The sequence below is a fragment of the Actinoalloteichus hoggarensis genome, from assembly GCF_002234535.1.
GTDB lineage: Bacteria > Actinomycetota > Actinomycetes > Mycobacteriales > Pseudonocardiaceae > Actinoalloteichus_A > Actinoalloteichus_A hoggarensis.
This window is the reverse complement of the sequence record NZ_CP022521.1, coordinates 5,865,202-5,880,592: the sequence shown is the minus strand read 5'-3', so window position 1 is coordinate 5,880,592 and position 15,391 is coordinate 5,865,202. Positions and strand designations below refer to the sequence as shown.

Annotated in this window: 14 protein-coding genes; 4 read left to right on the top strand and 10 right to left on the bottom strand. The window is 71.0% G+C overall.

Features of this window, described 5'->3' with window-relative positions:
* Position 1: 1 nt before the first annotated feature.
* The 10 genes from AHOG_RS25010 to AHOG_RS24970 all read right to left on the bottom strand — a co-directional run bounded on the left by AHOG_RS25010 (position 2) and on the right by AHOG_RS24970 (position 10,051).
* Entirely contained in the window at positions 2-1,099 is a 1,098-nt protein-coding gene (locus AHOG_RS25010; protein WP_093943500.1) for a PPE domain-containing protein, read from the bottom strand.
* A 28-nt stretch (positions 1,100-1,127) separates the two neighbouring features.
* Positions 1,128-1,514 carry a hypothetical protein gene (locus tag AHOG_RS25005; RefSeq protein WP_093943499.1) on the bottom strand — a complete coding sequence of 129 codons (387 nt, stop codon included), beginning with the start codon at positions 1,512-1,514 and terminating at the stop codon, positions 1,128-1,130.
* A 120-nt stretch (positions 1,515-1,634) separates the two neighbouring features.
* Positions 1,635-2,246 carry a DUF3558 domain-containing protein gene (locus tag AHOG_RS25000; RefSeq protein WP_093943498.1) on the bottom strand — a complete coding sequence of 204 codons (612 nt, stop codon included), beginning with the start codon at positions 2,244-2,246 and terminating at the stop codon, positions 1,635-1,637.
* Between the two features lie 255 nt (positions 2,247-2,501).
* Entirely contained in the window at positions 2,502-2,945 is a 444-nt protein-coding gene (locus tag AHOG_RS24995) for a DUF1707 SHOCT-like domain-containing protein (protein WP_157737033.1), read from the bottom strand.
* Positions 2,946-3,058: 113 nt separating this feature from the next.
* A complete protein-coding gene (locus tag AHOG_RS24990; protein ID WP_093943496.1) occupies positions 3,059-4,867 on the bottom strand; it encodes an ATP-binding protein in 1,809 nt (602 codons plus the stop codon).
* Positions 4,868-4,997: 130 nt separating this feature from the next.
* Positions 4,998-6,449: a dicarboxylate/amino acid:cation symporter gene (locus AHOG_RS24985; protein ID WP_093943495.1), complete on the bottom strand. Its 1,452-nt coding sequence runs from the start codon at positions 6,447-6,449 to the stop codon at positions 4,998-5,000.
* 70 nt (positions 6,450-6,519) lie between these two features.
* Positions 6,520-6,606: a putative leader peptide gene (locus AHOG_RS30635; RefSeq protein ID WP_376700099.1), complete on the bottom strand. Its 87-nt coding sequence runs from the start codon at positions 6,604-6,606 to the stop codon at positions 6,520-6,522.
* A gap of 118 nt (positions 6,607-6,724) precedes the next feature.
* Positions 6,725-8,149: a DUF418 domain-containing protein gene (locus AHOG_RS24980; protein ID WP_093943494.1), complete on the bottom strand. Its 1,425-nt coding sequence runs from the start codon at positions 8,147-8,149 to the stop codon at positions 6,725-6,727.
* Positions 8,140-8,769, bottom strand: coding sequence for a Maf family protein (locus AHOG_RS24975; RefSeq protein ID WP_093943493.1), 630 nt, complete (start codon positions 8,767-8,769; stop codon positions 8,140-8,142). The genes AHOG_RS24980 and AHOG_RS24975 overlap by 10 nt, the downstream gene beginning before the upstream one ends.
* Positions 8,770-9,109: 340 nt before the next feature.
* Complete coding sequence (locus AHOG_RS24970) at positions 9,110-10,051, bottom strand: LysR family transcriptional regulator (RefSeq protein ID WP_093943492.1); 942 nt, start codon at positions 10,049-10,051, stop codon at positions 9,110-9,112.
* A gap of 118 nt (positions 10,052-10,169) precedes the next feature.
* Here AHOG_RS24970 and AHOG_RS24965 point away from each other — a divergent pair, with 118 nt between their 5' ends.
* The 4 genes from AHOG_RS24965 to AHOG_RS24950 all read left to right on the top strand — a co-directional run bounded on the left by AHOG_RS24965 (position 10,170) and on the right by AHOG_RS24950 (position 15,326).
* Complete coding sequence (locus tag AHOG_RS24965; RefSeq protein WP_093943491.1) at positions 10,170-11,288, top strand: PrpF domain-containing protein; 1,119 nt, start codon at positions 10,170-10,172, stop codon at positions 11,286-11,288.
* 131 nt (positions 11,289-11,419) lie between these two features.
* A complete protein-coding gene (locus tag AHOG_RS24960) occupies positions 11,420-12,514 on the top strand; it encodes an ABC transporter ATP-binding protein (protein ID WP_093943490.1) in 1,095 nt (364 codons plus the stop codon).
* Entirely contained in the window at positions 12,511-14,220 is a 1,710-nt protein-coding gene (locus AHOG_RS24955; protein WP_093943489.1) for an ABC transporter permease, read from the top strand. The genes AHOG_RS24960 and AHOG_RS24955 overlap by 4 nt, the downstream gene beginning before the upstream one ends.
* On the top strand, positions 14,217-15,326 hold the full coding sequence (locus AHOG_RS24950; protein ID WP_093943488.1) for an ABC transporter substrate-binding protein: 1,110 nt from the start codon (positions 14,217-14,219) through the stop codon (positions 15,324-15,326). Before AHOG_RS24955 ends, AHOG_RS24950 begins: the two co-directional genes overlap by 4 nt.
* The last annotated feature ends 65 nt before the right edge of the window (positions 15,327-15,391 follow it).

Genomic DNA, 15,391 nt, shown 5'->3' with positions numbered 1-15,391 from the left:
GTCACGCGGGTCCTTCGCCGAGGACCGGCGGGCTCACCAGGAGACTCTGGCCGAACAGGTCGCCGGTGGACTCCAGATATCGCGGCGCGGCCTCGAAGGCGGGCTGTCCGATCGAGACGGACGACTCGCCGTCCGTCCTGGCCTGCGGGATCAGCGTGACTCCCTGGGGAGGCGGGCCGCCGGACCGCGTGACGACGGCCGCGGCAGGGCCGGTGAGCGACACCGGAGTCGACGAGGCGGGCACGGCTCGCGGCGCCTGCTGCTGGGGGGAGGCTCCGCCCGTCCCCGACGGCGTCACCCGCTGCGGTGCGGCCTGCTGCGATGACGAGCCGTGTCTGCCGGGTGTGGTCGCCTGACTTGGTCGAGCACCCCCCGTCGGGCCGCCGCGGCTCGCGGCGTGTCGTTCCCCGGGCGTCGGAGTCCTCGCCGCGGGCAGCCGCGGGCCGGGGGCGCGGTTGGTCGTGGGCGCCCGACGAGCGGCGGGTGTGCCCCGCCCGGTCGGCGCACCGGTCCCCGAACGGGCCGAGGGGATGTAGGCGCCGTCGCCGCGCACCGTCTCCGGCGCGGCGATCACGACGTCCGGCGGCCTGGTGAAGGGCGAGAGAGAGCCGGTGATGCCCGCGGTGCTGATCTCGTAGTTGTTCATCACCTCGAAGGCCCGCTCCTCGGCGGCCTCGCTGAGCGCCTCGCGGATCTCGAAGTCGATCTGACCGCTGAACAAGCCCGACAGCCCGCCGGCCTCCGAGGGCTGCCCGGACGGAGCCGCGACCGGAGCGGGCATGTCCGATCGAGCCTTGCCGATGTTCTCCGCCTGCTGCTCGGCCGCGGCCCGCATCGCCTCGGCGCTCCCGCGTGCTTCGATCGCCCACTGACCGAGCGGATGCAGGCCCGCCCTGGTGCCGTCGGCCGCCGCTCCCGTCCAGCGGGAACCCGACTTGACGAGGGCGTGCTGTACGTCCGCACTGATCGTGGTCAACGCGCGCGCCACGGCCAGCCAGCGGTCCGCCGACGCCTCCGAGGCCGAGGGCCCCGGCCCGGCATTGATCTTCTCGTACAGTTCCTGGTGCGTGTAGCCGTTCCAGCGGTGTCGCCCGCTCATGCTTCCAGCTCACCCCCGACGTGAGTGTTCAGCATCCGTTGGCTTCCAATAGGTCCGCGTTGTCGTCGTCGATGCGGCGGTACTGCGCCTGTGCCTCTTCCAGGGTTCCGGCCGCCGACTGCAGCTGGTCGCGGTATCCGCACAGCGCGTCGAAGGCGGCCTCGCTGCCGCCGAAGGAGAGTTCGTTGAACTGCTCCGCCGCCTCCTGACTGACCGGATCGCCCGCCCACGGGACGATGCGCAGGTCGTTGAAGGCGTGTTCGATCTGCGGACCGAGCTGGTCCAGCGCCGCCTGAAGCGAGCGAGTGATCTCCGGGATCGCCTCCGGTTCCACGTAGAGTCCGTCGTCGCCGACGCCTGCCGCGTCGGGCACCGACGTCGTCGAGTCGGAGCCGGGAATGGAAGTGGATGGCATGTGTACCTCCAGCTCGGCATGGATCGACTCACCTTAGCCCGAATTCATGACACTGTGGAGTGGTTCACTCGCGCAGCGTGGTAGCTCACCGTGAAGGGGTGGCTGACCTGCACAGACGACTCAGTTCGAGGCCGTCAGTGACGTCATCGTCACCTCTGCGATGCGTTGCGCGCCCGCACACAACTGGTCCAGCGGGACCGGGGGCTTCGCCCCGTCGTCCCGGTAGAGGATGTCGAGGAACTGGCCCTCGGCCACGTCGACCTCCACATTGCACACCGTGTCGACCATCGGAGTCCGCACCACGATGGCGGGGAAGTCCGCCACCTCCACGTGCTCGACGTCGACCTGCGCCGTGTCGTCGGTCCACACGCCCACGCCCTCCACCGTGACCAGCGCGATCCGAGCGCCGACCAGGCCCTGGCTGTTACGGAGGCTGCACGTGGCGGCGTCTCCGAATCCGTCCTCGACCCCGGGCTGTGGCGGACGGTCGAAACCGAGCTGGCTGCGCTGTGCCTCGGTGAGCAGGGCACACGGGTCGACGTCGACGAGGCTGATCTCGTGCGGGCGCGGCGGCGGAGCCGGGGACGAGATGCTGGGCAGCGGTGCGGACAGGTGCGGCGGGTCCGTGTGCGCCGCCCGTCCGCCTGCGCCGTCGACACAGGCCGATGTGGTGAGCACGGCGATGAGTCCGGCGGCACATCGGGCCGCGAAGGCGAGACGACGCTCGGTCATGGCCGTACCGTAACCGGGCGCCTACCCGTGGTCCTCGTCGGTCGTCGTCCCCGGTTCGCGTCGGAGTCCCGTTCGCTGTCGTCGGCGTCCCGCGTGGGGCGGGCGGGGCAGCCGCGATCGTCTGCGGTGCGATGTGTCGGATGACGGGGACGGGCGTGCCGTCGACGGCGGGGCGGTCTCCGCGGACGGGCGAGACGTGCGTCGCCGCCGGCGAGTGCCGCGTCGTGCTGGGCGTCCCGTCGCCGGGGTCGACGATCAGCGCCAGCGCAGGATCATGGTCAGCACGAGCGGAAGCGCCAGGATCAACAGGTTCCTGGTGACGACGGCCAGCACCGCCGCCACCAGCCAGACCACGGTCATCAGTGCCCGGTCCAGCGGATGCCGGCGTGCACGGGCGGGCGCGTGCGGCGGCGGAGCGGGAGCGGGCGGCGGGGGCGGCGGCCGAGGCGTCAGGAACTTCGGGCGCGGCTGGGGGAGGTCCGCGAAGACCGCCACGATGTCGCCGCGGACCCGGGCCGTCGAAGCACGGGCACAACGATCGCCGTACTCGGTGATGTCGAGCCTGCCGTCGGCCAGATGCCTGCCGAGGACTTCGACGGCCTCTTCGCGCTCGGCATCGCCGATGCGCATGTCAGGCGACCAGAAGTCCTCCACAAGCTCCGATGCTAGTCCTTCTCCCCGCCGCTTCTCGTCGTTCACACCCATCAATCTCGGCGGGGCGCGGCGATCGGCCGAGGAACCGACCGTTCTCGACCGCGGCGCCGGGCGCCCGGCGGGAGCCGGGGGCCGCGGTGTGGCCGTCCGGCTCCTCGTCAGTCCTTGATCTCACACAGCTGGCTGCCCTGGGCGACGGTCGCGCCGGGGACCGCGGACAGCCCGTGCACCGTGCCTGCCTTGTGGGCGACCACCGGGTTCTCCATCTTCATGGCCTCCAGCACGACGAGCAGATCGCCCGCGGCGACCACCGCGCCGTCGGCGACGGCCAGCTTGACCACCGTGCCCTGCATGGGCGCGGTCACCGCGTCGCCGGAGACCGCGGCCTTCGTCCCGCCGCGGCCCCGCTTACGGGGCGCCGCCTTCTGCCGCGTCGGTGCCCCGACCGCGTGCCCGGCGGGCAGCGACACCTCCAGCCTGCGACCCCCGACCTCCACCACCATGGTCTGTCGCTCCGCCTCCTCGTCCTCGGCGCCTGCCGGGCCGGTGAAGGGCGGGATGGTGTTGTCGAACTCCGTCTCGATCCACCGGGTGTGCACGGCGAAGCCCGCGGCGGCGGTGAAGGCGGGGTCGGTGACCACGGCGCGGTGGAAGGGCAGCACGGTGGCCATCCCCTCGACGACGAACTCGTCCAAGGCCCGCCGTGCGCGGCGTAGCGCCTGCTCACGGGTGCTGCCCGTGACGATCAGCTTCGCGAGCAGCGAATCGAACCGACCGCCGACGACGCTGCCGCTCTCCACCCCCGCGTCCACGCGGACGCCGGGGCCCGCCGGAGGAACGAAGCGGGTGACGGTGCCGGGAGCGGGTAGGAAGCCCCGACCCGCGTCCTCCCCGTTGACGCGGAACTCGATGGAGTGGCCGCGCGGGGCGGGATCGCCGTCGTAGGGCAGGCGCTCGCCCGCCGCGATGCGGAACTGTTCGAGCACCAGGTCGATTCCGGCGGTCTCCTCGCTGACCGGGTGCTCCACCTGCAACCGGGTGTTGACCTCCAGGAACGAGATCGTGCCGTCCGTGCCGACGAGGAATTCCACGGTTCCTGCCCCGTGGTAGCCGGCTTCGAGGCAGATGGCGCGGGCGGCCTCGTGGATGGTCTTGCGCTGCTCGTCGGTGAGGAAGGGGGCCGGGGCCTCCTCGACCAGCTTCTGATGCCTGCGTTGGAGGGAGCAGTCTCGGGTGCCGACGACGATCACCGTGCCGTGCTGGTCGGCCAGCACCTGCGCCTCGACGTGTCGGGGCCGGTCCAGGTAGCGCTCGACGAAGCACTCGCCACGCCCGAACGCGCTCTGCGCCTCGCGTACGGCGCTGTCGAACATCTCGGGGATCTCCTCGACGGTGCGGGCCACCTTGAGCCCGCGTCCGCCACCGCCGAAGGCGGCCTTGATCGCCACCGGGAGGCCGTGTTCCGCGGTGAAGGCGAGGATCTCCGCAGGCCCGGACACCGGCTCCTTGGTGCCCGGCGCGAGCGGGGCGCCCGCCCGCATCGCGATGTGCCGCGCGGTGACCTTGTCGCCGAGGTCCCGGATGGCCGCGGGGCTGGGGCCGATCCAGGTCAGACCCGCATCGAGGACGGCCTGGGCGAAGTCGGCGTTCTCGGACAGGAACCCGTAGCCGGGGTGCACCGCGTCGGCGCCGCTGCGTCGGGCGGCGTCGATGATCCTGTCGATGTCGAGATAGCTGGTCGACGCGGTGTCGCCGCCCAGGGCGAACGCCTCGTCGGCGAGCCGGACGAACGGGGCGTCGCGGTCGGAGTCGGCGTAGACCGCCACGCTGGCGAGGCCCGCGTCTCGGCAGGCTCGGACGACCCGGACGGCGATCTCGCCCCGGTTGGCGACGAGGACCTTGCGCAGCGGTTGGGCGCGGACCTGCTCGGAGACCTTGTGGGTCTTCTCGGCTACCGGATCGGGCACGATGCTCCCTCCTCGTCCCACAGGCCTGCGTCGGCCCGCGGGCTTCACGAGACGTGACCCGTGGAGTCTAGGAGCCTGGTCCGAGCGGGTCCTATGCCCTGCGCGCCGTCCTCCTCGGAGTCGGCGGTGGTTACCGGCTCTCGGCGCCGATGCGGTCGCCGTCGGGCGCCGCGTCCGTTCCGGGTTCGGTCGCCTCCGAGTCCGCCGCCGTGCTGCCTGCCGCCGTGCCGCCCGAGCCCGCGGCGTCCGTCTCCTCGTTGTTCTCGACGGCCGATCGCGGATCGAGCAGGTGCTTCTCGGTGGAGTTGAGGATCTCGTCGTCCAGCAGCCCCTCGTTGCGGGCCACCAGCACCGGGATGGTGATCTGCCCCGCGACGTTGGTCGCGGTGCGGATCATGTCCAGGATGGGGTCGATGGCCAGCACCAGGGCGATGCCCTCCAGGGGCAGGCCGACCGTGCTCAACGTCAGGGTCAAGGCGGTGAACCAGCCCGCCACTCCGGCGCTCGCGCCGGTCGCCACGACCGGGACCAGGGCGATCAGCACGTAGTCGCCGAGTGAGAGCGGCACGCCGTAGACCTGGGCGATGAAGATCGTGGCGATGGCCGGGTAGATCGCGGCGCAGCCGTCCATCTTCGTCGTCACGCCCAGCGGCACGGCGAAGTCGGCGTATCGGCGGTCGACACCCAGGTTGATGGTGGTCTGGCGGGACAGCGGCAGCGTCGCGCCGGAGGACCGGGAGACGAAGGCGAACTGGAGGACGGGCCAGACCTTGCGGAAGTAGATGCCGGGGCGAACCTTGGCGAACAGGGCCAGCAGCAGCGGATATACGCCCGCCAGCACCACGAGGCAGGCGACGTACACGCCGATGCCCAGCCTGGCCAGCGGGGCCAGCGTCTCGCCGAGGCCGTAGGTCGCCACGGCGCGGCCGATCAGACCCAGCACGCCGATGGGGGCGAGCAGGACCAGCCACCAGAGCAGCTTCTGCACGATCTCCAGGATCGAGCGGTTGACCGCGACGAACGGCTCCGCGCGCCGTCCCAGGCTGTAGGCCGCCGCGCCGACCAGTACCGACACCACGACGACCTGGAGGACGGCGCCCTCGGCGAAGGCGCTGAACAGGTTGCTCGGCACCAATCCGGTGACGAAGTCCAGCCAGGTGCCCGGCTCACGCTCGGCCAGCTGTTCGACGACGTCCGGATCGGGAGTCAGGTCCAATCCGCGGCCCGGGTTGCTGATCAGGCCGGTCGCGATGCCGATCAGCACCGAGATGAAGGCCGTGGTGGCGAACCACAGGAGCGTCTTGCCGCCCAGTCGGGCGACCGCCGCAGGTCCTCGGCCGAGGTCACGCAGGCTGGCGATGCTCACCACGATCGCGGTGAAGACCAGGGGCACGACGGTCACCTGGAGCAGGCTGACGAAGGTCGAGCCGAGCGTCTGGAGGGTGACGGTGAGCCATTCCAGGCTCAGGGCGCGGGCGGTCAGGCCGAGGACGACGCCCAGTGCCAGCGCCAGGAGGATCTGGACGGCGAGTGGGATCTTGACGAGTCTTCGGCGGGCAGGCGCGGCAGAGGCAGTGGACACGAGGACGCTCCGAGCGAGTTCGCGGGTGAGGGTGACGGGCCGGGCTGGTCGAGCCGGATGGGGTGAGCCGTCAACCCGGACAGACGGCGCTGGCCTGCCGACACAGGTCCACGTGTCGGCGGCAGGTCAGCAACGGTCGTCGCGATCGGATACGCATAACGCTGGGTTCCACGCCTGTCAGGAGTCGGAAATTCCTTCTGCCGACAGACTGTAGGCACGCTCACACCAATGAGCGAGACCTAAACGGGGCTTCTCAGCTAACGGGAAGCAAACAATCACCCTGGGTGCTTGAGCGGTTCGCCGGGCGCGACCCGGTGAGCGAAGGAGTGCAACCCCTGCTCCAACGGACCCCTGCCGACGAAGCGGTGCCAGACCATCGCAAACGCGCCCGCCCCCACGATGAAGCTGATCAACACGGGAAAGTCCAGTTCAGGAGGCACGGAGCCCAGCATCGCCAGGCCGACCAGATGCCCGCTGTAGATCGTCAGCGGCATCGAGCCGACTGCGATGATCGGGCTGAGAACGCTCCGGACCACGCCGGCGCGGACCAGGAACAGACACGCCGCAAGCACCAGCAGCGCCACCCCGGTGGCACCCACGACATCGAACGGGGTCCCCGAATGGGGCGACGCGATGGAGAGCCAGGCCGGGTCGGTGGTGGGCACGGTGCCGAGCATGCCCCAGCGGATGCGCTCGTCCAGCGCGGCCACGGCCTCGACCGAGTCGGACGCCCCGCTGCCGATCGGCGTGGGCGCCAGCCCACCGGCCAGCAGCTCGTGCAGCCGCTGCCTGGCGCCGAATCGCGTCGAGACCAGCCACGAGCCGCCGTAGCCGAGCAGCACGGCCGCGCCGCCCGCCACGGCGGTCCATGCCGCCGCCCGGAGCCGACGCAGCCGGAGCCTGCCCAGCACCACCCCGGCCAGGACGAAGGGCAGCCAGGTCAACGCCGGATACGTGCCGCTGACGAACAGGGCGAGCAGGCCGTCGCCGTCGGCGAGCGAGAAGCGGGTGTACTCGAACGGGCCCTGCATCGGTTCGACGGCACCGCGGATCACGAAGGACAGCAGCGGCCCGCCGACGGCCAGGACTCCGGCGCACGACGCCACCACCAGCGGTCGCAGCCACAGCATCGGCAGCGCCAGCACGAAGTAGATCGCGTAATAGCAGAGGATGACCAGCACGTTCGTTCCGAGCGCGGCCAGCAGCAGACCGAGGGGGAACAACAGCAGCGCGCGCAGCAGGATGCGCAGCGCCGCCGTCCGCCGCGCCGCGCCGCGAACCGGGTTCGCACCGCCGGTGAGCAGCGCGAGGGAGAGGCCTGCCAACAGCGCGAACAGTGCTGAGGGGAAGCCGTGGAACATCCACATCGCCTCGCCAGCCCCGCCGTCCCTCGGATGCGGGCCCAGGTGAGCGGCGAACATGCCCAGCACCGCGAGTCCCCTGGCCGCGTCGACGCCGAGCAGCCGCGCGGTGTCGCTCGCCCGCACGGGCATGGCCGTGGCAGTCCTCTCGGACGCGCCGGTCTTCCGAGGCGCGCCCGATCGGTGTGCGGCGCCTGCCGCGTCGGCACGCACCGTGTCGGCTCGGCCGTCGGCGTCGGCGCTGGTGGCTCGGCCGTCGGTGTTCGTCGCGTCGGCTCCGCCGTCGGTGGCCGCCGTGCCGGCTCCGCCGGGCGTGGTCCCCTCGCCCCCTAACGCCACAGCGACACCACACTCACGTCCACGGCCGCCAGCAGTCGGCGGGTCAGCGGCAGACTGATGCCGATGACGTTCGACGGATCGCCCTCGATGCCCTCGACGAACCAGCCGCCCATGCCGTCCAGCGTGAAGCCGCCCGCCACCGCCAGGGGTTCGCCCGTCGCGAGATAGGCCTCCAGATCGGCCTCGCTCGGCTCGGCGAAACGCACGGTCGTCCCCGCGATGCCCTCCGCGGTCCTGGTCGTCCTGCCGTTCTCGACGCGCAGCACCGAGTGCCCGGTCAGCAGCTCGCCGGTGGTGCCCGCCATCTGCTGCCAGCGCGCCCTCGCCACCTCCACGGTGCCCGGTTTGCCCACCGCCTCGACGCCGTCCGGGCCCTCGACCGCCAACATCGAGTCGCAGCCGATGATCACCGCGTCCGGGAACTCGGCCGCCACGCTGAGCGCGACGGCCTCGGCCTTGGCGGCGGCGAGCGCCACCACGAGGCGAGGCGGATCGGCTCGGCGCAGGCCGCGGATGATCGCCTCCTCGTCGACACCGGAGACGCGCACGACGGGATCGATGCCCGCCGTCGTCAGGACGTTGAGGCGGGCCGGGGACGCCGAGGCGAGAATGAGACGCACAGTGCAGAGACTCTAGTCCCGGCCAGGTCGGGTCTCGGTGGGATCGTCGGCGTTCGTATCCGCTCGGCGTCGCGTCGCGTCGCCTGCACCGTCGCCGCCGCCGGTGCGGACCTCGTCGCGGCCCGCCACCCCCGTCGCGGCCTCGGTGCGGGTCAGGCCTGCCGTGTTCGCCGACCATCCGCCCGTCGCCCGTCGCCCGTCGCCCGTCGCCCGTCGCCCGGGAGAGTCGCCCGCCGCCGTGGGAAACCGCCGATGCCGACGCGCCCGCGCTCCCGCACCTCGGGGACGGCCTGCCCGTGTGCCCCGTCGCGGCGGTGCGCCCGTCCGCCGGACTCTCGCCCTACCGTGCCGCCGGGTGGGGCTCCGCGATCCCGACCTGGCCGGCCAGATCCCGCGCGACCTCCACGAACACCTGTTCCGCCGCCGTCTCGGTCGGCGTGGGCCTGCGGGCGGCGAGCCGGGCCAGCAGGATGCGCCGAGTCGGCGCGGAGGCGAGCGGGACCACGGCGATCCCGGATCGCAGATTCGTCAACGCCAAGCGGGGTGCCAAGGCCATCCCGAGGCCGATGGCCACCATGGCCTGTGCCTCCTGGTAGTCGTGCGCGTGGAAGGCGATCTGCGGTTCGAAGCCCGCCGCGTGCGCGCTGCGCGCGAGCACCTCGGCGACCGGATGGTCGTCGGCTCGGGTGATCCAGGTCTCGTCCGCCAACTCGCGCAGATTCACCGAGGCACGGCCCGCCAGCGGATGATCGCGGGACACGATGAGGGCGGTGGGATCGGCGAGCAGCGGCGTCAGCGCCAACGAGGGATCGTCCACCCGTGACCAGTCGTAGTCCCACAGCAGCCCCAGCTCGATCTCTCGGCTCTCCAGCATGTTGAGCAGTCCGGTGAGCTGCGCGCTGCGCACCACGAGCCGCACCGCCGGATGCGCGCGGCCGAGCCCCCGGACCACCAGCGGCAGCAGCGACGAACCCGCCGTCGGGAAGGACCCGATCCGCAGTTCGCCCGACCGCAGCCCGGCGATGTCGTCGAGCTCCGCCCTGGCCGCCCGCAGCTGGCGGTCGATGCGCTGCGCGTGCTCCACCAGCGCCCGTCCCGCCAGCGTCAGCTCCACGCCGCGTGCATGCCGCTCCAACAGGGGCTGACCTGCCTCGATCTCCAGTTTGCCGATCTGCTGGGACACCGCCGACGGGGTGTAGGCCAAGGCCTGCGCCGCCGCGGTGAGCGAACCGTGCGCGGCCACCTCGGCGAGCAGCAGCATGCGACGAACATCGAGCGACATGATCTCAGAGCCTTAAGCAGAACTGAACGGGACCGTACTTCTTCGAGATTGTACTGAAGGCTCGGCTGTCGCAGTCTCTACACCCGTGAGTCGCCGATCGGGAGTGAGAGGACGTCGGGTGCTGCGCCTACCAGGGACGTTGATGCGCGGGGGCACCAGCAAATGCTGGGTGTTCGACGAGTCCGCCATGCCCGCCGAGCCGTCGCTCGACCGCGTCCTCGCCGCCGCCTTCGGCTCCTCGGACCCCCGGCAGATCGACGGCGTCGGCGGGGCGACCTCCACCACGTCCAAGGCGGCGATCGTCAGGAGATCCGCCGATGCCGAGGTCGACATCGAGTACCTCTTCGCCCAGGTAGGCATCGGCTTCGACGGCGTCGAGTGGGGGAGCAACTGCGGCAACTGCGCGACCGCCGTCGGCCTGTACGCGCTCCAGACCGGGCTGGTCGACGCGCGTCACCCCGTCAGCGTGGTCCGGATGCGCAACCGCAACACCGGAGCCGTCCTGACCGCTACCGTGCCCACCCCGGACGGGATCGTTCCCGAGCTCGGCGGTCAGACCGTCCCCGGCTCGGCGGCGGCCGGCGTGCCCGTGGCGCTCGGGTTCCTGAACCCGGCGGGGACCAGCACCGGAGCCCTGCTGCCCACCGGCGACGCGGTGGACCGGGTGGACTCCGTCGACGCCAGTCTCATCGACGCGGGCGCCCCCGCGATGCTCGTCGACGCCCGACAGATCGGCGCAACCGCCCACGAGTCCGTCGAGGAGTTCGAGGCCTTCGTCCCCGAGCTGCGCAGGCTGCGCAGACTCGGCGCTTTGCGTATGGGCCTGGACACCCCGCAGGACCCGGTGCGCCACGGCGTGCCGAAGGTGGGAGTCGTCGCGGCCCCGGCGCCGTACCGCACCTCGACGGGTGTGGCGGTGGCCGCGGCCGATCACGACCTCGCCGTCCGGATGCTCTCCATGCACGCGCCGCACCCCGCCATCGGCCTGACCTCGGCGGTCGCTGTGGCGGCCGGGGTGGTGACAACGGGGACTCTCCCGGCGACACTGGCCGGAAACCGGCCGGTGCAGACCTCGATCCGGCTCGGCACCCCGGTGGGCGTGGTGCCGGTCGACATCGATCTCGACGATTCGGGAGCGGTACGAGCGGTGACCCTGCACCGTGCCGCGCGACGAATCGCGACCGCGGAACTGCTGGTTCCGGTCCGAGTGCCCGTCCCGGGCTCCCTCTCGTCCTGACCCGAGGGCGTGGACGCGCTGCGACCCCTCGCACCGCGGCCGCCCTCCGGCGAGGACGGCGAGGACCGCGCACGGGCATCAATCTCGCCGACCGCGTGCTGACACGGCGGCCCGACAGCAAGGGAGCTGTCATGAAGGTTCAGTTGGAGAACATCACGCTCGCCTACGGGGGAGCCGTCGCCGTCGACGATCTCGACATCACCGTCGAGGACGGCGAGTCGGTGGTCCTGCTCGGCAAGTCCGGCTGCGGCAAGACCTCGACCATGCGGTGCGTGGCAGGACTGGAGACCCCGACTCGGGGGCGGATCACCATCGGCGACACGGTCGTCTTCGACGCCGAACGCGGCGTGGAGGTCCCGCCGAACCGCCGCAACGTCGGCATGGTCTTCCAGTCGTACGCGGTCTGGCCGCACCGGACGATCTTCCAGAACGTCGCGTTCCCGCTCCGGCAGCAGAAGCTGCCGAAGGACGAGATCCGGCAGCGCGTCACCGAGACGCTGGAGATCGTCGGTCTCGCCGAGTTCGCCGACCGGGGTGCCAGCCTGCTCAGCGGCGGTCAGATGCAGCGAGTCGCGCTGGCCAGGAGCCTGGTGATGCGCCCGAGCGTGCTGCTGCTGGACGAGCCGCTGTCCAACCTCGATGCCCGCCTGCGCGACCGGCTGCGGCTGGAACTGCGTGAGATCCAGCAGCGACTCAACCTGACCTGTGTCTACGTCACCCACGACCAGTCCGAGGCGCTGGCGCTCGCCGACCGGATCGCCCTCATGCAGGGCGGTCGGATCGTGCAGATCGACCGGCCGGAGCGGATCTACGAGAACCCCTGCTCTGCCTCGATCGCCGACTTCCTCGGCGTGTCCAACGTCTTCCCCTGCGTCCCGCGCGGCACGGCCGACGGCGGCGAGCTTTTCGGGCTGACCGGCCACGACGTGGAGGTGCTGGCCCAGAACGTGCCCGGCGACCTCGACTCGCCGCAGGCCTGCATCCGACCGGAGGACGTCCGACTCAGCGGCGAGCCGCTGCGCGACGGCAACGACTGGCTCGGCCGGGTCGAGGTCGTCGCCTACCAGGGCGCCTCGGTGCGCTACCGCGTGGCGCTCAAGGGCGGCCCGGAACTCGACGCCGTCGTCGGCAAGGGCTCGGCGCCGCTGCTGACGGTCGGCGCCGAGGTCTGGGCCTCGGCCGCCCCGTCCGCCGTCCAGGTGCTCCCCTCGGAGGTGCGGACGTGAGAACACTCGTACGAAGGCTGCGTCAGGGCGCGCCCACCGGGGTGCTGCTGGTGGTGCTCGGCATTTTCGTGGTGCTGCCCATGCTCTTCATCGCGCTCGCGGCGTTCAGCGACGACGTCCCGCGTCCCGGCTCCATCGGCCTGGACTCGCTCTCCCTGGACAACTTCGCCATCGTCGGTTCCGCCGAGGCGCTGGGCGCGCTCGGGAACTCCGTGCTCATCGCCGCGCTGGCCTCGGTGTTCGCCATGGCCATCGGCTGCGGACTGGCGTTCCTCGCCGCGCGGGCCGACGTGCCCGGCAGGCGGTTCCTCTACTTCGTCGGCATCGCGCCGATGTTCCTGCCGTCCCTGGTCGGCGCACTGGCGTGGTCGTTGCTGGGCAGCCCGGCCACGGGCTTCCTCAACCTGATGTTCCAGAGCGTCGGCCTCGACGTGACGCTGAACATCTACAGCATGCCCGGCCTGATCATGGTGCTGGCGCTCTACTACGCCCCCTATGCCTTTCTACTGGTCCACGGGGCGTTGTCGCTGATGAACCCCGACCTGGAGGAGGCGGCGTTCGTCCACGGCGGGACCCGCAGGCGGACCCTGAGCTGGGTGACGTTCCCGCTCGCCCTGCCCGCGATCCTCGGCTCCGGCGTGCTGATCTTCGCGCTGACGATGGAGAACTTCCCCGTCGCCCAGGTCATCGGCAACCCCGGCCAGGTCGAGACACTGCCGAGCTTCATCTACCGGCTCATGAACGCCTCGCCGTCCCGAGGGACCGAGGCGGCGGCGGTGGCGATCACACTGACGGCCGTACTCCTGATCGTGACCGCCCTCCAGCAGCGGGCGGTGATGCGTCGGAAGTTCACCACCGGCACCGGCAAGGGCGTCAAGACGAAGCTGGTGTCGCTGGGCCGGTGGCGCTGGCCGCTCTTCATCGCGGCGCTGGTGTACTTCCTGCTGGCGGTGGTGCTGCCGATCGGCGCGCTGCTGATCTCCGCGCTCCAGAGTTCCCCGTACGTCTCCTCGCTCGGCCAGCTCACCGAGCCGGGAGCGCTGTCCTTCTACATGATCGGACAGCTCATCCTCTCGCCCGACTTCCTCCAGTCGGCCGGCAACAGCGCGGTGACCGCGGTCCTGGCAGCCCTGCTGGGCACGGCCGTCAGCTTCGTCGTCGCCTACACCGTCTATCGGACCAACTCCGCGGGCAGGCGGGTGCTGGAGTTCGTGGCGATGGCCCCGTTGGCCGTGCCCGCCATCGTGCTGGGCCTCGGCCTGCTGTGGACGTGGCTGGTGATCCCGCTGCCCGTCTACGGCACGGTGTTCGTCCTGGTCATCGCCTTCATGGCGGTCTTCCTGCCGCAGGGCTATCGGGGAGTGACCTCCTCGATCCTCCAGGTCGACCGCGATCTGGAGGACAGCGCGGTGCTGCTGGGCGCCCGACGGGCCAAGGCGGTGTCCTGGGTGACGCTGCCGCTGATGCGGGTCGGGATGGTCTCGACGGTGTTGCTGCTGCTCATGCTCTGCATGCGTGAGCTGTCGGCGGCGTTGTTCCTGTTCACCTCTGACACCCGACTGCTGTCGATCCTCATCTTCGACAACTACGACAACGGTGCCATGCAGGGCGCCGCCTCCGTCAGCCTGCTCTACTGCGTGATCATCCTGATCATCGCGCTGCTGGCCAAGTCGTTCGGAGCCAAGACCGTGGATGGTGCGCGATGAGAAGGACCAGGATGCTCGCCTGCGTCGCCGTGGCGGGCGCACTCGTGGCCGCAGGCTGTGCCCCGCCGCAGTTCGAGCCGGTGGTGGACTCCACCGCCGACGTCGACACCTCTGACGGCCTGGTGATCGACGGGGAGCGCGTCGCCGACGCCGCGCTGTTCGACGCCGCCGTCGAGGAGGGCAGGCTGTCGCTGTACAGCGGCTATGTGGAGAACAGTGAGAAGGAGGTCATCAAGGTCTTCGAGGAGGACACCGGCATCACCGTCGACCTGGTCCGACTGGTGCCCAACCGGCTGTCCGAGCGGGTCCTGAGCGAGCAGGGCGCGGGGCGCCTGGGCGCGGACGTCGTCCGCACCTCGGACTTCGACATCGCCTCCCGGATGCGTGACGCGGGGGTGTTCCAGTCGCATCGCGTGTCGGCCTATGACGACCTCGACGACTCGGTCCGCTACTTCGACGGCGAGTTCTACCGAGTCTTCAACCCGCTCTACACCTTCGCGTACAACACCGCGCTGGTGGAGCCGGCGGAGGCGCCGACGTCCTGGCACGACCTCACCGACCCGAGGTGGAGCGGCAGGCTGGGCATCACCCAGGTCGGCGCGGGCGGCAGCTCGCTGACGTTGAACCGGTTCCAAGAAGAGGAACTGGGACCGGACTTCCTGCCCGCGCTGGCCGAGCAGGATCCCCGCATCTTCGACTCCTCCAGCGCCGCGCTGGAGAGCCTCGCGCGGGGGGAGATCCCGGTGGCCACCGCCGTCGTCAGCAGCGTCAACATCGCCGCCAGCAAGAACGCGCCGGTGAACTTCGTCATCCCCGACGAGGGAATGGCGGCCTACGACTACTTCGTCGGGATGACGGACTCGGCTGTCAACACCGCCGCCGCCGAGCTGTTCCTGGAGTGGAATCTGTCGAAGCGCGGTCAGGATGTGTTTCGTCAGATCGGGGAGTTCCCGGCGCGTGGTGACGTCGAGCCGCCGGAGATCCTCGCCCAGCAGCTGCCGACGGCAGACAGCGGCAAGATCGTGCGGATCGATCCGGAGGTGTTGATCGCCGCCGCCGAGGGAGACCAGCGCCGTTGGAACGGGTTGTTCGGGTATCTGGGGTGAGTGGCGCGAAAGAGTGTTCGCGTGTGGCGTGCCTTGGCCGGGATGCGAGTCAACCGCCGCGATGA

Coding starts and splice junctions, on each gene's coding strand:
- AHOG_RS25010 (WP_093943500.1), bottom strand. CDS start 1,099: ATGAGCGGGCGACACCGCTGGAACGGCTACACGCACCAGGAACTGTAC.
- AHOG_RS25005 (WP_093943499.1), bottom strand. CDS start 1,514: ATGCCATCCACTTCCATTCCCGGCTCCGACTCGACGACGTCGGTGCCC.
- AHOG_RS25000 (WP_093943498.1), bottom strand. CDS start 2,246: ATGACCGAGCGTCGTCTCGCCTTCGCGGCCCGATGTGCCGCCGGACTC.
- AHOG_RS30635 (WP_376700099.1), bottom strand. CDS start 6,606: ATGCGTATCCGATCGCGACGACCGTTGCTGACCTGCCGCCGACACGTG.
- AHOG_RS24970 (WP_093943492.1), bottom strand. CDS start 10,051: ATGTCGCTCGATGTTCGTCGCATGCTGCTGCTCGCCGAGGTGGCCGCG.
- AHOG_RS24960 (WP_093943490.1), top strand. CDS start 11,420: ATGAAGGTTCAGTTGGAGAACATCACGCTCGCCTACGGGGGAGCCGTC.
- AHOG_RS24950 (WP_093943488.1), top strand. CDS start 14,217: ATGAGAAGGACCAGGATGCTCGCCTGCGTCGCCGTGGCGGGCGCACTC.